Source organism: Lacrimispora brassicae (assembly GCF_054772055.1).
Genome location: NZ_BRYH01000025.1, coordinates 40433 through 56100, shown reverse-complemented (window position 1 = coordinate 56100; position 15668 = coordinate 40433). Strand labels below are relative to the sequence as shown.

Sequence of the window (15668 nt, the reverse complement as noted above, 5' to 3'; positions counted from 1 at the left end):
TGGAAGCAGATAAAGCAGAAGTGGAAAATTATAGATTTTATCGCTTGTAACCTGTTCCTTGACGGTTGAGCATAGAAACAGAGGATGTTTCCCTCCTTTCTATGCCTTTCCACCAGAATACAGTTTATTTTTTATGAAATGCCCTTGTTTACTGTCAGGCATTTATCTATAGCAGCTTTTTCAATTTCATTAACATTGGAAGAATTAACTGTACGGGTATAGTAGCCGCTGGAATCGCTGTTTAAGGAACCTATGGACAGGGTAAAGGTTTCTTCCGAACCATTCTTATCGTAATTATAGGTAATGACTGCATCAGGCTGCTCCAGGCCGTAGCCTGCTAGCTCCTCTTCCTGCACCTTATAATTGGGGCAGCTTTTCACTTTAAGGCTGCTTAAAGAATCTGCCAGAACATTCAAGCCGGAATTATCGGAAAGCTTATTATCCGGTGAATCCGCAGAATCCCGGTACCATTCCACGGTCCCTGCTTTATCATCTGCTTTCTTTTTTATATAATGTTCACTGGAACCTTCTTTTGTTACCGTAATGCTATTTATGTCAGTACCGGAAACAGCAGGAAATTCTTCCAGGGCCATGAGCTCCGTAAGACCGCTGCTGGTTTCGTTGTACAGGGTGGAACTGATAAGATAAGGCGTACCCTGCCCCTCCACAGCGGCATAATAATCCCCGTCCCCGGTTGCATTGCCAAGGATGATCACAGTCCTGGTCCCATCCTCTGTGTCTGCGGTGATCTTCCTGATGGGTTGATCCAGGCCATAGGCGCTTAAGCTTTCCCCTCCCTCCAGCTTTCGCAAGGCCTCAAGCTTTGAGACCGTTGATGCAATGGAATCCACTTCCGCCTGTTTCACCGGAAACAGGTCATCTCCGTCATATTTCCATTTGCCGTCTTTTTTTGTAAAAGACAACTCCTGGCCATTCAAATCATAGGAAACAAAGGAAACATTGGAAAGGCCGGTTAAGTAGACCTTATCCTCTTCCTTCTTTTGCTCCTCCTGTTCCTGGGAGCGGGTCATATACCGGCCCACTCCCCCGTAGATCACACACAGGGCCGCCAGAGCGGCTATTCCGTATAAAAGACCTCTTTTCTTCTTCATGTCTTGCCTCCTTCTACAGGCGCCTGCGCTTCAGCCAGATCACAAGTCCTGCTGCCAGCGTCACCACCGGGATAACAAATATGAACAGGATTCCCCACATCCCCCCATGAGTGACGGTATTATAGGTCACTTCCAGACTCTTTGATGGAATGGATACATTGGAAACGTCATCAAAATTGGCGGTAACAGCATTCATGAAAAGGGTCAGATTGGTTAAGTTGGTAAAGCTGGTATTCAATCCTTCGTCAATAAGAGAAGGAGTGCTGAACACGGTCAAACGGGCCGTTCCGGAGCTTAATGTCTTTTCTGATACGGCTCCCAGGATATAGGTCCCTTGTGTCTGCTTATCCGCCGTTACCACCATGCCTCCGTCGCTGGTCTCCATAAAGGGAGTCACTTCTACCCCTTCCGGCAGCTCTTCCTTCTGGGTCAGGGCGGCGGACTGCAGAACAAGGGCCTCGCTTTTCCCGTCAATCCCGTTTGTCACTTCGCTTCCTGCCTGAATGGTTGGGAAGATATAGTAAGGGTTGTTCTGGTAAAATTTCTTGGTATCTGCCGCAAGCCCGTTTTCCAGATTCAGACCGTAATCGTTCATAAGAGCATTGAGATTAAGACGGTCCTTTTCAGAATAGCCGGCAAGGATCATGACCCTTCCTCCTCCATCCAGGTAATCGGAGATCATCTTTTTTTCATCATTGGCAACGTCCGATGCAGGAGCATTGATGAGCAGAAGCTGGCAGTCTTCGGGGATGCTGCCTTCTGTCAGGAGATTTACAGAATTCACGGTGAGATTGGACTTTTTCAGCATATCGGAAGCCGCAGCTCCCAAAGCCGCCTCTCCGTGGCCTTCTGTGACATAAACCGTTTTCTCCACATCGTTGATCACATGGGAAATGGCCCCCGTAAGCTGGCCTTCTCCATCAAATTCTGTTTCTTGAGACTGCCCATAATAATAGTAGGACATTTCATCCATCTTTATAATATCCGTCAGGGCAATGGATTCCGTCCTGCCTGTAGAATCGCAGCTTACAAAAACCGTGTTGTCCTGTGCCTTCAACTTTTTTACCTGGTCCGGATGAAGGACGGAATCCACGGCCACCACCTTGATATGGTTAGATAAGTCCTCATACCGTTTGACAAAGCTTGTGATCCTCTTATCCACAGAATCCGGGTCCGCCACCACATAAATGGTTACATCCTTATCAAGGGCCCTCACAAGATCCTTTGTGGTCCCTCCCAGGGTATAGATCTGGCTGCTGCTCATATCCCATTGCCGCACTTTCTCAGGAAGGCGGCCTACGATCAAGTTCAATATTACTACGGCTGCTATGACGATCATGGAAAGGATCGCCGTGTAGCCGCCTTTTTTCAATTTTCTTGTCATTTCCATCCTCCTAACTCCATCTGCGTTTCTCTATGGACTGCACGGTCAAGAATACCAGCAGGAATATGATGCTGATATAGGAAACCAGGCCGCCCGCATCAAAGATGGAATGACTGGCAAAGTTTTGGAACACGTCCGTTACCGCAATCTTTTCCAATATATTTGTAAGTGCCCGGTCAAAAAGGCCTTTTTTAACAAGGCACAAGACTATGATGCAAAGGATCCCCAACCCTTCCAGAACAACAGAAAGAGGACCGTGGCCCGTAACACGGAAGACGGCAAAAACCACTCCTGTCCAAAGGACCATGAATCCTATGGCCGAACCGGAAGCAGACGTGGGCAAAAACCCTACCAGGCTGGGCCATAAAAGCAGCAAAAGGATGATTCCAAAGGTTCCTACGGCTGCAATGATCTGGCTCTCAGTTAAGGAAGAAATGAACATCCCAACGGCTATGTAGACGCAGCCCAGGAGGAAAAAGGCCAGTATGGATGCATAATCCGCCTTTAAATTCGCATTTCCATTGAGCTTGATGATGAGAGGACAGATTCCGGTAATCAGTACCGGAATGGCATATACAGTTATCATGGAAAGATATTTCCCAAGGACCATCTGGGTAACGGATACCGGAGAAGTGAGAAGAAGCTGGTCTGCCTTCGTCTTCCGGTCATCTGCAAAGCTTCTCATGGTAAGCACCGGGATGCCGATCATGATAATGGTGACCATGCCGGACAATGTAAAGGAAAAGTAGGGATATCCGCTCATCATGTTATAGGCCATAAAATAAATTCCTACGAACAGCACCATAAAGGCGATAAATACATATCCGGTCATGGACTGAAAATAGACTTTCAGTTCTCTTCTATAAATTGCTGCCATTATTCTTCATCCCCCTCTCTGCCTTCAGCCTCATCCTTAAGTTCTTCCTCCCGGACAAGTTCCTCAAAATCAGCCTCCTCAATGCCTTCGCCCGACTCCTCCCAGTCTGTCTCTTCCCTGTCTGTTTCCGCCTCTGCGGTCAATTCAAGGAATACCTCCTCCAGAGACGCCTTTGTGGCCTTCATGGAAAGGATAGGAAGTCTCTTGTCTGCAAATGCAAAGAAAATGGTCTCCCGGATATCCTCTCCATCTCCTTCCTCTTCTGAAGAGATACAAAATGATGCCCTGTAAATCCCCTCTTCCCCGCTATCCTGCAGAGACACATCAGCCGCCTGGGGAATGGCTTCCAGGGTCTTAAGGATCTGGGCTTCCTCCCCCTTTACCAACAGCTCCATTCCCGCAGTTCCGGCCATTTGCTGTTCCAGATTCTCCGGTGTATCGCTGGCGATCAGCCTTCCCTTGTCAATGATCAGAATGTGGTCACACACCGCGCTGACCTCGGAAAGGATGTGGGAGCTTAAAATAACCGTGTGCTTCTGCCCCAGTTTGCGGATGGTATCCCGGATTTCAATGATCTGCTTGGGATCCAGCCCCACAGTGGGTTCATCCAGAATGATGACAGGAGGAAATCCTAACACTGCCTGGGCTAAGCCTACACGCTGCCTGTAGCCCTTTGACAGATTGCGGATCAAACGCCCCTGTACATCCTCCAGCCTGGCAAGCTCCATGACCTCATGTACCGCTTCTTCTCTCTCCTTCTTCGGTATTTTCTTCAATTCGGCAGCAAAAAGAAGCTGCTCCTTTACCGTCATATCCACATAAAGGGGCGGCAGCTCCGGCAGATAGCCAATGCATTTCTTTGCTTCCTCCCCATCCTCCAGTATGTTATGGCCGTTGATCAGTACATCGCCCTCTGTGGCGCCGATGTACCCGGTCATAATGTTCATTGTAGTGGATTTTCCTGCGCCATTTGGCCCCAAAAAGCCATATATCTGGCCATCGTCGATGGTAAAGCTCAAATGGTCCACAGCCAGATGGCCGCCGTAATCCTTTACCAGGTTCCTGACTTCAATCAACTCTCTCTCCTCCTGTTCTTTTTTGAGTTATTGTATACTAATGCATCAAGCGGATATGGTTGCATATCCAGTTGATTCATAAACTCAAGGTTAAAAGATGTTTTTCTTTCAACCTGTATCCTTACTTAGGGTAAAAGGGAATTGTGAAAATTGTGTGATATATTTTTGTTAATTGTGTGATAAAAGTATGAAATATTTCGACATGGCTTAAAAAGAAAAAAGCCCGGGCAGCTTTTGCTGCTCAGGCAATCAGTACAAAGGAAAAAACTCCTTTTGTGACAGTTTATTTCTGCAAATAATTCGCAAATCCCAGGAATGGTTACATTCCTGAATCCAGACCATAGTGCAAGAGTCAAGTACTCCGCAGCTTGCCCCGGGGGATTTGGTTTACCTTATAATAAAACATGTACTGCTGAAGGATTCCGGCATACCCCTGATACCGCTCCAAAGGAAAGCCCTGGGGATAATGGACCTCTAAAATCTGCCTTACATGGGTATCCACCGGAAAAGCCCCCACATGGTGAAGCCCAAACAGACAAATGCAGTCCGCCACCTTTCTTCCGATCCCATACTGCTCCATCAGCAGGCTGTGGGCACCTTTATAATCCGCCTCTTTTAACCGAAGAAGCCATTCCGTTCCCTCCGGTCCGCTGCAGGCTTCTGCAATCGACAGGATGTACTTATCCCGGTAACCAAGGCCAAGGCCGGACAGTCCTTTAAGGCCAGCCGTGGAAAGGCTCTCCGGTTCTGGAAAGGCGTCATAGGTTCTTTCAGTTTCTGCCCAGCTCCCGTCAGAAGACATGGTAAGGCCCAGCCCTTTTCTTTTTTCCCCGAACTGTTTGCAAAGTTCCTTCACACTGCCTGTAATGCGGGTGATGTTGTTATTCTGGGAGATCAAAAAAGTCACCAGCATTTCCCATAAATCCTGATGGAGGATCCGGACGCCCCAGCCCCATTCCATGGCTTCCTTAAGATACGAATCCTCAGAGTCCACCCGCTTTTTAAAGCCGCCATAATCGGTCTGTAAGTCAAAATAACCGGCCCACGTTTCTTCAAACTCCTTTTCCCCGCAGGAAAACAGGAAGCCGTCATCCTCTTTCACCGCTTCCACATATTCTCCTGCCGCTGCAATTCTCCAGACTCCGTGTGCTTCCTCACTTTGTTCCATGCGGAAGCACTGGCCGGACCTGGCGATCTGTTCAAAATCCATATCCTTTATCTGAATCCGGTACATAATCAGTCTTTCTCCATTCCGTTGTGCCAGCTATAAAGCCTTATGATTCCAGGCTGCTTCTGGCTAATCATTGATGTGAGCCAGAAATTCCTTCAGCCGGTTCACATCTCCGTCAGCATAGCAATATCCATCCATGCCGCAGGCCCTGGCTCCTTCTATGTTCATGGGCATGTCATCAATAAAAAAGCATTCCTCCGGCTTTAGTTGGAACCGTTCAAATAAATGGCTGTACATTTCCTTTTGAGGCTTCATGCATTTCACTTCTGCAGAAAATAAGATCCCGTCAAAATGTTCGATTCCCGGAATGATATTGTAACACGTCAGAAGGCGAAGGGAAGCGTTGGAGCAGAGATAGATGCCGTAGCCCTTCTCCTTAAGCTGTCTGACCACTTCTCCCATCTCTTTGTCAGGCCACATGTTATATTCATGCCAGTGCTTTAAGCAAAGGGCTGCCATGTCCTTTGCATGCCGGGTGTCCAGGCGTGCCTCCATCCTCTTTAAAGCCTCTTCCTCTGAAATAAGTCCCATATCCAGGAACAGCCATTCCTGAGACTCAAAAACAGCGATCCTTACGGCCTTCCGTTCCGCCTCATCCTCTATAAAATGGCGGCAGACCATGTCTCCATCATAATGGACCAGCACTCTTCCCATGTCAAATACGATATTTTTAATCATTGCTTTTCTCCTGTAATAATTCATTTTTCTTTTTAAACCAGAAATAATAGGGTATCTGGTAAAGCAGCATACATAACCACCCAAGGAGACAGGCGTAGGGAACGCCGTTCATTCCCATGGACGGAACCAGCAGATAGACGAAAACCACCCGGACGGAAATCTGGATCAGGGTGGAGACCAGGGTAATGGACATGTTTCCCATTCCCCGGAAAAATCCCTGAATTCCATTGGTAAAGGCCGGAAGTAAGTAGAAAAAAGCCATAAGGCTTAAATATTCCGCCCCCATCCTTACCATGGTTCCATCTCCTTGGGACACAAATAACCGCATTACCGGTTCCTTCACCAGCAGGATGGCAATGCATATGAGCACCCAGTAGCTGACTTCTATAAAAAGCCCGGTTCGAAAGCCCTTTTTCACCCGCTCTCCATTACCGGCTCCACGGTTTTGTGCTACAAAGGTCATGATCCCGCTGGAAATGCTCTGCTCCGGCGTAAAAGCAAAATCATCCACCCGGTTCACCGCCTGAAACGCCGCTATGGTGCTGACTCCCAGAGGATTTATGACTCCCTGTATCAAAAGCTTTCCAATGGGCTGGCAGGATTGCTGCAGCGCCGTAACCGCTCCCTGCTTCAGCGTAAGATTTAAAAGCTCCCGGTCCATGCGGGCATCCTTTGGCCCAAGCCTGAGAAGGGGAACCTTCTTATATATGTAGAAAATGCACAGGAACGCAGAAACCGCCTCCGCAATTACAGTAGACAGGGCAGCTCCAAAAACTCCCATGTGAAACCCTGCCACAAACACCAGATCCAGAAATGCATTTAAAACCGAAGCCACTGCCAAAAAACGGACCGGAGTCCTTGAATCCCCCACGCTTCGAAGAGCAGAAGCCACCCCATTATAAAAAAAGGTAAAGGGCATTCCTATGAGTATTATCCTTAAATAAACGGCTGCATCCCCTGCGATCTCCTCCGGCACCCGGAGAAGCCTTATGATCCCGCCGGAAAACAACAGTCCAAGGATCACAATACCCAGGGAAAAATAACATCCGAACAAGAGAGTGGTGGCCACCTCCTGCTTTAGCTTCTCGTAGTTCCCTGCCCCAAAGTATTCACTCATCAGCACCGAAGCCCCAATGCAGATCCCCGTGATCCCCAGGATCACAATGTTCATGACAGGGCCTGCCGTGCCAACCGCTGCCAGGGCTTCCTCCCCTGCAAACCGCCCCACCACAATGGAATCCACTGCATTGTAGGTAAGCTGAAACAGGTTTCCCAATACCAAAGGGATGGAAAACCGGATTAGCTGTGAGGAAATCCTTCCTTTTGTCATATTCTTCATCATATCATCCAGCCCTTTTGGCAGCTCAATAGCTTCTCAGCTTGTCACTGCCATCATCCTTTGTATTTTCCAGGCGTTTTATCACTACATAGTAGCCCGTCTTTTCATTGACCTTTACATAGATCCGGTCCCCTACCTTGTGTCCCATAATGGCCCTTCCCAAAGGAGATTCCGAGGTGATAAGGCCTTTCACGGAATTCCCCCGGACAGTGGTTACAAGCTTGTAGGTCTCCTCCTCGTCATCATCCTCAAAGTACAAGTCCACCGTATTATACAGCCCGATTTCATCGTCTTGGGATTGATCTGATATGACCTGGGCCGTCTTTATCATCTTCTCCAGATATCGGATCCTGCTTTCGTTCTGGTTTTTGTCCTTTTTAGCCGCATGGTATTCAAAGTTTTCACTTAGATCTCCATGGGCTCTTGCCTCTTTTACGGCCTCCAGCGCTTCCTTGCGGACCACCAGCTTCCGATGATCGATTTCTTCCTGCATTTTCTTAATATCATTTTCCGTCAACTTATCAAACACGTTACCTCCTCCTTTTTCTTCATTCTGCTTGATAAACCGTCTTCCATCAAAGGAGGCGGCATGAACTATGGGTAAATGCCTTCCATATCATTCCTTTTTCCGGGCAATCACTTCAATGCGTCCGGAAGCAGTCCCCACGCGGCGGTATGTGCCTATGGAAAGTCCGCATTTATCCGCCAGGGCCTGGATTCCCCTGTCCGTTAAGCAGACCTCTGCCGCCTCTCCCTTCCACATGGAGGAGCCCTTTTTCTCCAGATTCTTCATGGACTTATCCAGATCCGGCCCGTCAAACCAGAGAATCCCGTCCTCTGCCAAATACTCCGCCGCCCTGGTCAGGATCAGCTTCATATCCTGGGCGCGGGGGATCCGGTCAATGAGGACGATCCGGAATGTTCCCTTTTTGCCATCTTTCCGGCTTCCGGCTTCTTCCAGAGACATTGCCTGGGGATCATATCCTGCCTTTCTGGCTTCTTTATATAATAGGCTTTTCTCTTCTCCAATAAATAACATGGTTCCTTCTGCCGCAAACTCACCGATATCAGCTAAAAGCCGTTCACATCTTGCCTTTGTGCGCCGGGGGACCTTCTTTCCCTTGGGAAGCCCCCGTTCTTCCTTTGCAAGATAATAATTTCCGCAGTCCCCACACTTCATAAAGACCCGGACCGGTTCCAGCACATATTGATCCGATTCTCCGTCTTCCATATAGAACACCGCTCCGTAATGGGGAACGCCTTTTCCTGAACAGACGGGACACCGTTCTATTTCTGCCGTCATCAGGTTCCGAAGTTCCTTTAAGGCTGAAAAATACCAGCGGTACAGCCTGTTTTTAAATTCCTGGTCAAAAACAAACAGCCAGTTCCTTATGACCTCCGCCATCCATCTCGTTTCATGGATCACGGAATTGTCCGCCTTAAATCCCCTTAAATTCTCCTCCAGAGTGAGGAGCCCTGTGACAGCATCCTCTTTCAGGCGTTCATTTTTCTCATAGGCCATAAGGTGTTCGATTCCTTCTACAACACTGCTGCATAAATTGACCATTACTACAAGCTGATTCATTCTGCCCGTTGCCATAACTATTTCCTTTCTCCCAGTTCCCTGTCTTGTCCGTGCATACTCTTTTATATTAGCATTTTTAAGGGGGGAAAAGCAAGATGCAATCACCCCTTATCCTTATTTCAGGAGAAAAAAAGAAAATCAGTACATGGGAACCGTCTGTCCTGATTCCCATGTACTGATCTCATTTAAATCGTTCACCTATTGGTTTAAAGGGGTGAAAGCTGTTTTCCTTACGTAATATTTCTGCTGAAAAGTTCAGTTTCTTCCAGCAGACTTTCAATGCTGTCTAAGTTCAGGCGGTGCAGCAGCTCGATCACATAGGGGTTTTCCGCCGGATGGTCATAGGTCGCCTTTTCTCCATAATCATTGACCAGCTCTGTTCCCTGTTCCACTCCTAAAATAGATCTTGGCCCGCCCACACAGCCGCCAACGCATCCCATTCCTTCGTAAAAGTTTGCCTCGATCTTCCCCTCCATAATGTCCTGGATCATCTTCCTGCAGGCAGGCACTCCATCCGCCTGTTTCGTGCGGATTTCAGTCTTTTTATTGGGGTTAATGGCTCTTACGGTGTTCTCCACCGCTTCGCTGACTCCGCCCTTTCTGGCGTAGATCCTGCCGGCTTTTGAGGAATGGTCCTTTTCACTTTCTTCCATAACAGCCGGATCGATTCCCAGGGCGTCAAATATATTCTTTACTTCCTGGAAGGTGAGTACATAATCTACCGCACCGGCCAGATCCTTTTCCCGGGCTTCCGCCTTTTTGGCAAGGCATGGCCCGATGAATACGGTCAGGGCATCGGGATGCAGGGCTTTTACCACTCTTGCACAGGCAACCATGGGGGAAACAGAACCAGGCACATGAGGAATAAGCTGGTGATAGACCTTACGGATCATGCCGATCCACATGGGGCAGCAGCAGCTTGTTAGCTGGTAATCGCTGGCATCATTGATATTTCTATCAAATTCAAGGGCTTCTTTTAATGTAAGGATGTCCGCAAACAGAGCAACCTCAAGCATTCCGTCAAAGCCCACGGCCTTCAATGCTGTCCTCAGCTTTCCCGGGGTAACATCCTTTGAAAACTGGCCTAAAAATGCGGGGGCTATCATTGCATATACCAGTCCCTTGGAGCTTCTGACCGTTTTCAGAGCCGGAATAATATCAGTGCTGGCTGTCAGCTTTTCCGGCGCACAGCCTTCAATGCACCTTTCGCAGCCCAGACACAGCTCCGGATCAACGGTGATCCCGCCCTTTTTGATTTTCAATGCATCAAAAGGACATCGCTTTAAGCATTCCTCCTGGTCCTCTTTGGAACAGGTACAGGCTCCGGTGCGGATCACCACCGGGTGCTTCTTTGGATTCAAAAGACAGTCCAGATGATGAGGATCATAGGAGATCTCTAAGTCCTTCTCCGAATCCGAATCGTCATTTAATACGGATTTCACCATACTTTCATACAACTGCTTAAATGTCTGCATAAGATACCTCCCGCATGTACGTTTTATTTTTCTTTGCAGTACTTTGATTCTTATGGGTTCAGGATTATATCATAGTTATTATAATACTTTTTCTTCATCCTTGCCATACCATTCATGAGATAGTTGATAATTTTTAGTCAATAATGGTTGAAGGAAGGGATGAACGCTCCTGATCCTTCTTCTATTTTCCCTTAAATTCCTTTTCTATATGCAGATGTTCTATTTTATCCGTACACTTTCCCTTTTCAAAATCAAGCTCTATGATATATGGCATCCAATCCAGAATGCGCAGGAAGGAATCACAGTTACAGCTTGCATCAAAATAATTCAAAATGCTGCTAAGTGCCGTTCCATGGGTTCCGATCACCAGATTCTTTCCCTCATTCTTTTGAAGGATTTCTTTTAATGCCAAAACATTCCTTTCCTGTACCATGGCGATGGATTCTCCGCCCTCCTCATGAAAATTATGGTCTTCCCAACGCTTCTTAAACATTCCATGATAATTCCCATTTCCCCCGCTTTCACGTTCACGGAGGCGCTCATCCGTAATAATTTCCATGGCATAATGGGCGGCTGTTTCCCCTATGGTATCCATGCTCCGTTTATATGGACTGCAATAAAATGTGTGAATATTTTTATCCTTTAAAAACTCCAGCACCTTCCTGGTATCCTCCCTGCCTTCCTCTGTCAAGGGCCTGGTCCTGTCATCCTCCCAGCCATGGTCCGGCTGTGCATGACGCACAAAATATACTCTTGTCATGTTACGTATCCTTTCTCCCTGTTTGTTATTTATTATACTATTCCCTGAATTATGGTTTATGGCAGGAAGCCATTCTGTTTTCTATCCCCTTGATTTCTCTTCTTGTTTTATGGTATCAGCCGATGAATATCCCTTGGAAACAGGGTGGATAATCTTACATTCTCCTGTTCCAGCAGCTTACTTGTAAAACGTTCCAGGCCCAATCCCAGCCCTCCATGAGGGGGCATCCCATATTTATGCATCATGAGATAGGTATCAAACAGCTCCACATTCATTCCTCTGCATTCCATTTTTTCAATCTGTTCTTTATATCTGTGGATCCTTTGACCGCCTGTGGTTATTTCCAGGCCCCGGAACAGAAGGTCAAAGCTCAAGGTTTCCTCTTGATTTTCCCTGCAGTCCATGGCGTAAAAAGGCCTTTTCTTGCTTGGATAATGAGTCACAAACACAAATTCACTCCCTGTTTTCCGCTTCATCAGCTCATAAAGCAGCTTTTCCTCTTCCGGCTCAAAATCATCATAATCTTTTACGGGCCTGCTATATTCCATGGAAATCAGTTCTTTTGCTTCCTTAAATTTAATTGCAGGAATCTCTCTGATCACTGGGAGGTTGGCTTTTAACAGTCTTATTTCGTCCCCATATTGATCATTCAAATATTCCGTCACATGCCTGAGCATCATGGTTTCCATCTGCATAATATCTTCAAAGCTGCCAATGTACCCCATTTCAAAATCTACGCTTGTATATTCATTTAAGTGCCTGGAAGTATCATGTTTTTCTGCCCGGAATACCGGCGCGATCTCAAACACCCTTTCGTAAACACCTACCATCATCTGCTTATAAAACTGAGGGCTTTGTGCTAAATATGCCTCCTTGCCAAAATAGTCCAGACAAAAGATATTTGCTCCTCCTTCAGCGCCTGCATAAACGATCTTAGGCGTATGGATTTCCGTAAATCTTTCCTGTTTTAAAAACTCACGTATCCCATAGGTAATCCCTTCCTGTAATTTAAAAATAGCCCGTTCTCTTTCGTTGCGCAGCGTCACCGGTCTGAAATTAAGCAGAGTTTCCATAGATACATCAACATATTTGTTATTGATTACAATGGGGCTTGGTTCTTCCGGCCATGATAAAATCTCTATCTTTACCATCTGAAGATCATAGCCTGTTTTTGACCTCTCTTCTGCCTTGACATGGGCGGTTACAATTACGCTGCTTTCTTCTTTTATTTCATCAAGAGAAAACCGGGAAATTTCCTTTGAATAAATACACTGGACCACGTTTCTCTTTGTTCTTAATAGTACAAAAGCGAAATCGCTCATTTTCCTGACTTTATAGATACTGCCATGTATTTGCACATTTTCGCCGATATGGTTTCCCAATTCCTCTGCTTCAACGGTTATCTTTTCTATGATTCCCATGATTTTCTTCATTGTCTGCCTCCTAATGAATTAAACGGATATGCTTGCATATCCAGTTGACGCCCGGTGAAGCGGGCACTCTGTTCACAAATTCAAGGTTAAAAGACGTTTTTCTTTCAGCCTTTATTCCTCCTTGATTATGATTCATTCAATTTTCATTTCTATCCAATATATCCATGAGGACATCATCAATATGTCCCATACGATCACAACCTTTCTCTTTCCCGTATGGGTAAAAAAATAGAACCACACGAGTAAATTTCATTTACCAATGTGGTCCATAAACGGTCTGTCCACACAGGCACAACGCTTTTAGCGCTTGCACCTATGATTCATCACAGATACAAGCGCTGCTAATCGTCGTCCCTATTCAGCTTTTTAAACTGTTGATATCGATTCATTGCGGCTGCCCCCCATTTACAATTTGATTCAGGTTATCATAAAGAGCTTAATTTGTCAAATAAATCTGCTTAAATGTGCCTTATTCCGTGGCTCTCCCCTTCCGTACAAAACAAACTGAAGAGAATCCTGTCTCAGATAAAGTATTCAATGGTATCTGCCGGTTTCTTCTGGGTCACTCTGTTAAAAATGACGACCGCCTCTCTTGTTTCATTGGGGCCAAGGGCATAAGGACCTTTTCCCGTGTCATTAAACATTTCCCATGGTACACACCGGTTCCTCTGATAAGGCATATCCGTGATAATCTCCACCCCCTTTTGCTTAAAGGGCTTTTTTCTGAAATAAGGATCAAATAAATAAACGCACTGGCCATCAGCCCCTGTCAGCAATACATAGTGCCAGCAGCCGTACATCACCCGTGCCACCACCACTCCGCCCTGCTGCAGACCATACATGACCTTGCTGTCTTCCCCAATATGCACTTCATCTCCAGTCAGATATTCGCTTTGAACAGGAAATTTTTTCATTTTGCCGAATTGGTTGATCCAGTTGCTGAAAAACATCATAGCCATGCGTGAGGTACCGTTTTTCCCAAATTCCCCCTTGGCATTATAGGAGTCAAGACAAAAAAGCATAATATGCTTGATGATATCCGGCGGTATCTGATCCCGGGTAAAAAGGTAACTCATTGCATTCAGTAATGTGGTTGGACCGCAGTCGTATTCCGTGACCTGATAGTTTAGTGGATTTTTCATATTGGATTCACTTCCTTGTTCTTGGGAGATTTTTTTATTTGGTTTAATAGAGAGTTTTATATACTTGAGAAGGCTTCTATGAGCGATTCCCTGCGTATGTGTTAAAAGCTTAGGCTGTATTTTTAATTGCTTCCAGTTTGCCGTTGCAGAAGCCAAATGATTTCTCTTAATCATTCACATTTCATATTTCGTTCTTATAAGCATTATTTGTATCATTTTAGCACACTGTTGTCAATATATTTGCATCCGTATTATTGTCTTTTATTCTATCGTCTGTACTTTATCTCATGTGTATAATGTCACAAGAGGAATATAATCATGCAAAAGTTCTTATAGTGACAGGCACCTGTCCTTTTATTTTTCCCCGCAGGCTTGATTCTCTTTCGAAGATAGCATGGTAAAATAGTTTACTTTAACATTGTGCCTCAAAACTTATCCATTATAACATAAATGTCATAACACCGTATTGATTACCAAAACAGAACATTATGGAAAAGCAAAAAAACCGAGGACACATCACATGAATAATGGCATAATCATAATAAAAAATTTACAGCAGTAATAAAATCAAAAAATTACTATCCTGATATAATAAAGGATTGCTATTTAAAATCATGTGAAGAAACAGGCGAATCGGCAAAATAATCCAGAAAAAATTGCCTTCACTGTCCGTTGAATCTGTTGTGGAACCGCAAAAAAAGGATGTTTCCCAGACAGATCAATCCATCTGAAAAACACCCTATAGAAATTCAATTCTTTTTCTCATTCTGACTGCTTTCGTGTTGCCTGCTTGTCACCAATAAGCGATAAATCAAGCTCATTCCACTGTAATGTCAAAATATCATTGGAATCGGTCATATTTATCCCTACTCATTAACCCGCACAATCTTACACACCGCAACCCCACTGGCTTTCCCTTCGCCCGTTTTAAGATTTTTGGGCGCATGAATATTCAGCATAAAACCATTGTCTTCATACTTGCCGTCAATCCCTGCCGCATATTCCTCATGCATGGCAATATGGTTTACTCTGCCGATAACAATCGCCGTCCTGCCTTGGCCAGATAAATCCATCTCTTTTTCAAGCTTGCATTCCAATGTAAGAAAAGCTTCCTGCATACGGGGACAAGCAACAGTTTTGGCCGCCTCCTTGTGAAACCCACCGGCCTCAAATTCGTCCGTATCCTCTTCATTTTTTTGGATCGTATTGCAGCAACTGTCAAAATAATCCTTGCTGATGAAATTAATAACAAACTCACCTGTTCGCAGAATGTTTTTATACGTATGCGTATGCCGGTACAAAGGAATGATGGCGAAATAACCGTCCCCATCCCCCGTAAAGCTTCCCCAGGCGTTAAAATTCACGTTCGGCTTATTGTTTTCCTTGAGAGTTGTCACTGCATGTAAAACACTAGGTATGCCACAAGCATACTCGAAATGCGAAAATATTTCATACTGCTCCGGCCAATTTGTTGTAAAGTTTTCCGGCTTATTTGCCCCAATTTCAATTTTCATAGAGTTCCAGTAGCCTCCTTCCTATCCACTAGCAGGTTGTGCCGCTCCGTCTTAAAACGCAA

Annotated in this window: 14 protein-coding genes; all 14 read right to left on the bottom strand. The window is 45.7% G+C overall.

Going from position 1 to position 15668, the window contains the following annotated elements; genetic code table 11:
* Window positions 1-131 precede the first annotated feature (131 nt).
* The 14 genes from ACYVD3_RS12260 to ACYVD3_RS12195 all read right to left on the bottom strand — a co-directional run bounded on the left by ACYVD3_RS12260 (window position 132) and on the right by ACYVD3_RS12195 (window position 15606).
* Window positions 132-1112 carry a DUF4340 domain-containing protein gene (locus tag ACYVD3_RS12260; protein ID WP_460642804.1) on the bottom strand — a complete coding sequence of 327 codons (981 nt, stop codon included), beginning with the start codon at window positions 1110-1112 and terminating at the stop codon, window positions 132-134.
* 13 nt (window positions 1113-1125) lie between these two features.
* Window positions 1126-2496, bottom strand: a complete 1371-nt coding sequence (locus ACYVD3_RS12255; protein WP_460642803.1) for a Gldg family protein — start codon at window positions 2494-2496, stop codon at window positions 1126-1128.
* Window positions 2497-2506: 10 nt separating this feature from the next.
* Complete coding sequence (locus ACYVD3_RS12250; protein WP_460642802.1) at window positions 2507-3373, bottom strand: ABC transporter permease; 867 nt, start codon at window positions 3371-3373, stop codon at window positions 2507-2509.
* Complete coding sequence (locus ACYVD3_RS12245; RefSeq protein ID WP_460642801.1) at window positions 3373-4449, bottom strand: ABC transporter ATP-binding protein; 1077 nt, start codon at window positions 4447-4449, stop codon at window positions 3373-3375. The genes ACYVD3_RS12250 and ACYVD3_RS12245 overlap by 1 nt, the downstream gene beginning before the upstream one ends.
* Before the next feature lie 352 nt (window positions 4450-4801).
* Window positions 4802-5683 carry a DNA glycosylase gene (locus ACYVD3_RS12240; RefSeq protein ID WP_460642800.1) on the bottom strand — a complete coding sequence of 294 codons (882 nt, stop codon included), beginning with the start codon at window positions 5681-5683 and terminating at the stop codon, window positions 4802-4804.
* Window positions 5684-5746: 63 nt separating this feature from the next.
* Window positions 5747-6358: an HAD family hydrolase gene (locus tag ACYVD3_RS12235; protein WP_460642799.1), complete on the bottom strand. Its 612-nt coding sequence runs from the start codon at window positions 6356-6358 to the stop codon at window positions 5747-5749.
* Window positions 6351-7700 carry an MATE family efflux transporter gene (locus ACYVD3_RS12230; RefSeq protein WP_460642798.1) on the bottom strand — a complete coding sequence of 450 codons (1350 nt, stop codon included), beginning with the start codon at window positions 7698-7700 and terminating at the stop codon, window positions 6351-6353. The genes ACYVD3_RS12235 and ACYVD3_RS12230 overlap by 8 nt, the downstream gene beginning before the upstream one ends.
* Before the next feature lie 22 nt (window positions 7701-7722).
* Complete coding sequence (locus ACYVD3_RS12225) at window positions 7723-8226, bottom strand: GreA/GreB family elongation factor (RefSeq protein WP_460642797.1); 504 nt, start codon at window positions 8224-8226, stop codon at window positions 7723-7725.
* Between the two features lie 87 nt (window positions 8227-8313).
* Window positions 8314-9297 (bottom strand): hypothetical protein, encoded by a 984-nt coding sequence (locus ACYVD3_RS12220; RefSeq protein WP_460642796.1) that lies wholly within the window; start codon window positions 9295-9297, stop codon window positions 8314-8316.
* A gap of 215 nt (window positions 9298-9512) precedes the next feature.
* Window positions 9513-10757 carry a [Fe-Fe] hydrogenase large subunit C-terminal domain-containing protein gene (locus ACYVD3_RS12215; protein ID WP_460642795.1) on the bottom strand — a complete coding sequence of 415 codons (1245 nt, stop codon included), beginning with the start codon at window positions 10755-10757 and terminating at the stop codon, window positions 9513-9515.
* 181 nt (window positions 10758-10938) lie between these two features.
* Complete coding sequence (locus tag ACYVD3_RS12210) at window positions 10939-11517, bottom strand: histidine phosphatase family protein (RefSeq protein ID WP_460642794.1); 579 nt, start codon at window positions 11515-11517, stop codon at window positions 10939-10941.
* A 107-nt stretch (window positions 11518-11624) separates the two neighbouring features.
* Window positions 11625-12950, bottom strand: coding sequence for an aspartate--tRNA(Asn) ligase (aspS, locus tag ACYVD3_RS12205; protein ID WP_460642793.1), 1326 nt, complete (start codon window positions 12948-12950; stop codon window positions 11625-11627).
* Between the two features lie 521 nt (window positions 12951-13471).
* Entirely contained in the window at window positions 13472-14092 is a 621-nt protein-coding gene (locus ACYVD3_RS12200; RefSeq protein ID WP_460642792.1) for a peptidase C39, read from the bottom strand.
* An 866-nt stretch (window positions 14093-14958) separates the two neighbouring features.
* Window positions 14959-15606, bottom strand: coding sequence for a flavin reductase family protein (locus tag ACYVD3_RS12195; RefSeq protein ID WP_460642791.1), 648 nt, complete (start codon window positions 15604-15606; stop codon window positions 14959-14961).
* Window positions 15607-15668: the final 62 nt, after the last annotated feature.

Excerpts from the sequence above, each read along its gene's own strand:
- ACYVD3_RS12260 (WP_460642804.1), bottom strand. The coding sequence starts at position 1,112 with ATGAAGAAGAAAAGAGGTCTTTTATACGGAATAGCCGCTCTGGCGGCC.
- ACYVD3_RS12255 (WP_460642803.1), bottom strand. The coding sequence starts at position 2,496 with ATGACAAGAAAATTGAAAAAAGGCGGCTACACGGCGATCCTTTCCATG.
- ACYVD3_RS12250 (WP_460642802.1), bottom strand. The coding sequence starts at position 3,373 with ATGGCAGCAATTTATAGAAGAGAACTGAAAGTCTATTTTCAGTCCATG.
- ACYVD3_RS12240 (WP_460642800.1), bottom strand. The coding sequence starts at position 5,683 with ATGTACCGGATTCAGATAAAGGATATGGATTTTGAACAGATCGCCAGG.
- ACYVD3_RS12235 (WP_460642799.1), bottom strand. The coding sequence starts at position 6,358 with ATGATTAAAAATATCGTATTTGACATGGGAAGAGTGCTGGTCCATTAT.
- ACYVD3_RS12230 (WP_460642798.1), bottom strand. The coding sequence starts at position 7,700 with ATGATGAAGAATATGACAAAAGGAAGGATTTCCTCACAGCTAATCCGG.
- ACYVD3_RS12220 (WP_460642796.1), bottom strand. The coding sequence starts at position 9,297 with ATGGCAACGGGCAGAATGAATCAGCTTGTAGTAATGGTCAATTTATGC.
- ACYVD3_RS12215 (WP_460642795.1), bottom strand. The coding sequence starts at position 10,757 with ATGCAGACATTTAAGCAGTTGTATGAAAGTATGGTGAAATCCGTATTA.
- ACYVD3_RS12210 (WP_460642794.1), bottom strand. The coding sequence starts at position 11,517 with ATGACAAGAGTATATTTTGTGCGTCATGCACAGCCGGACCATGGCTGG.
- aspS (WP_460642793.1), bottom strand. The coding sequence starts at position 12,950 with ATGAAGAAAATCATGGGAATCATAGAAAAGATAACCGTTGAAGCAGAG.
- ACYVD3_RS12200 (WP_460642792.1), bottom strand. The coding sequence starts at position 14,092 with ATGAAAAATCCACTAAACTATCAGGTCACGGAATACGACTGCGGTCCA.
- ACYVD3_RS12195 (WP_460642791.1), bottom strand. The coding sequence starts at position 15,606 with ATGAAAATTGAAATTGGGGCAAATAAGCCGGAAAACTTTACAACAAAT.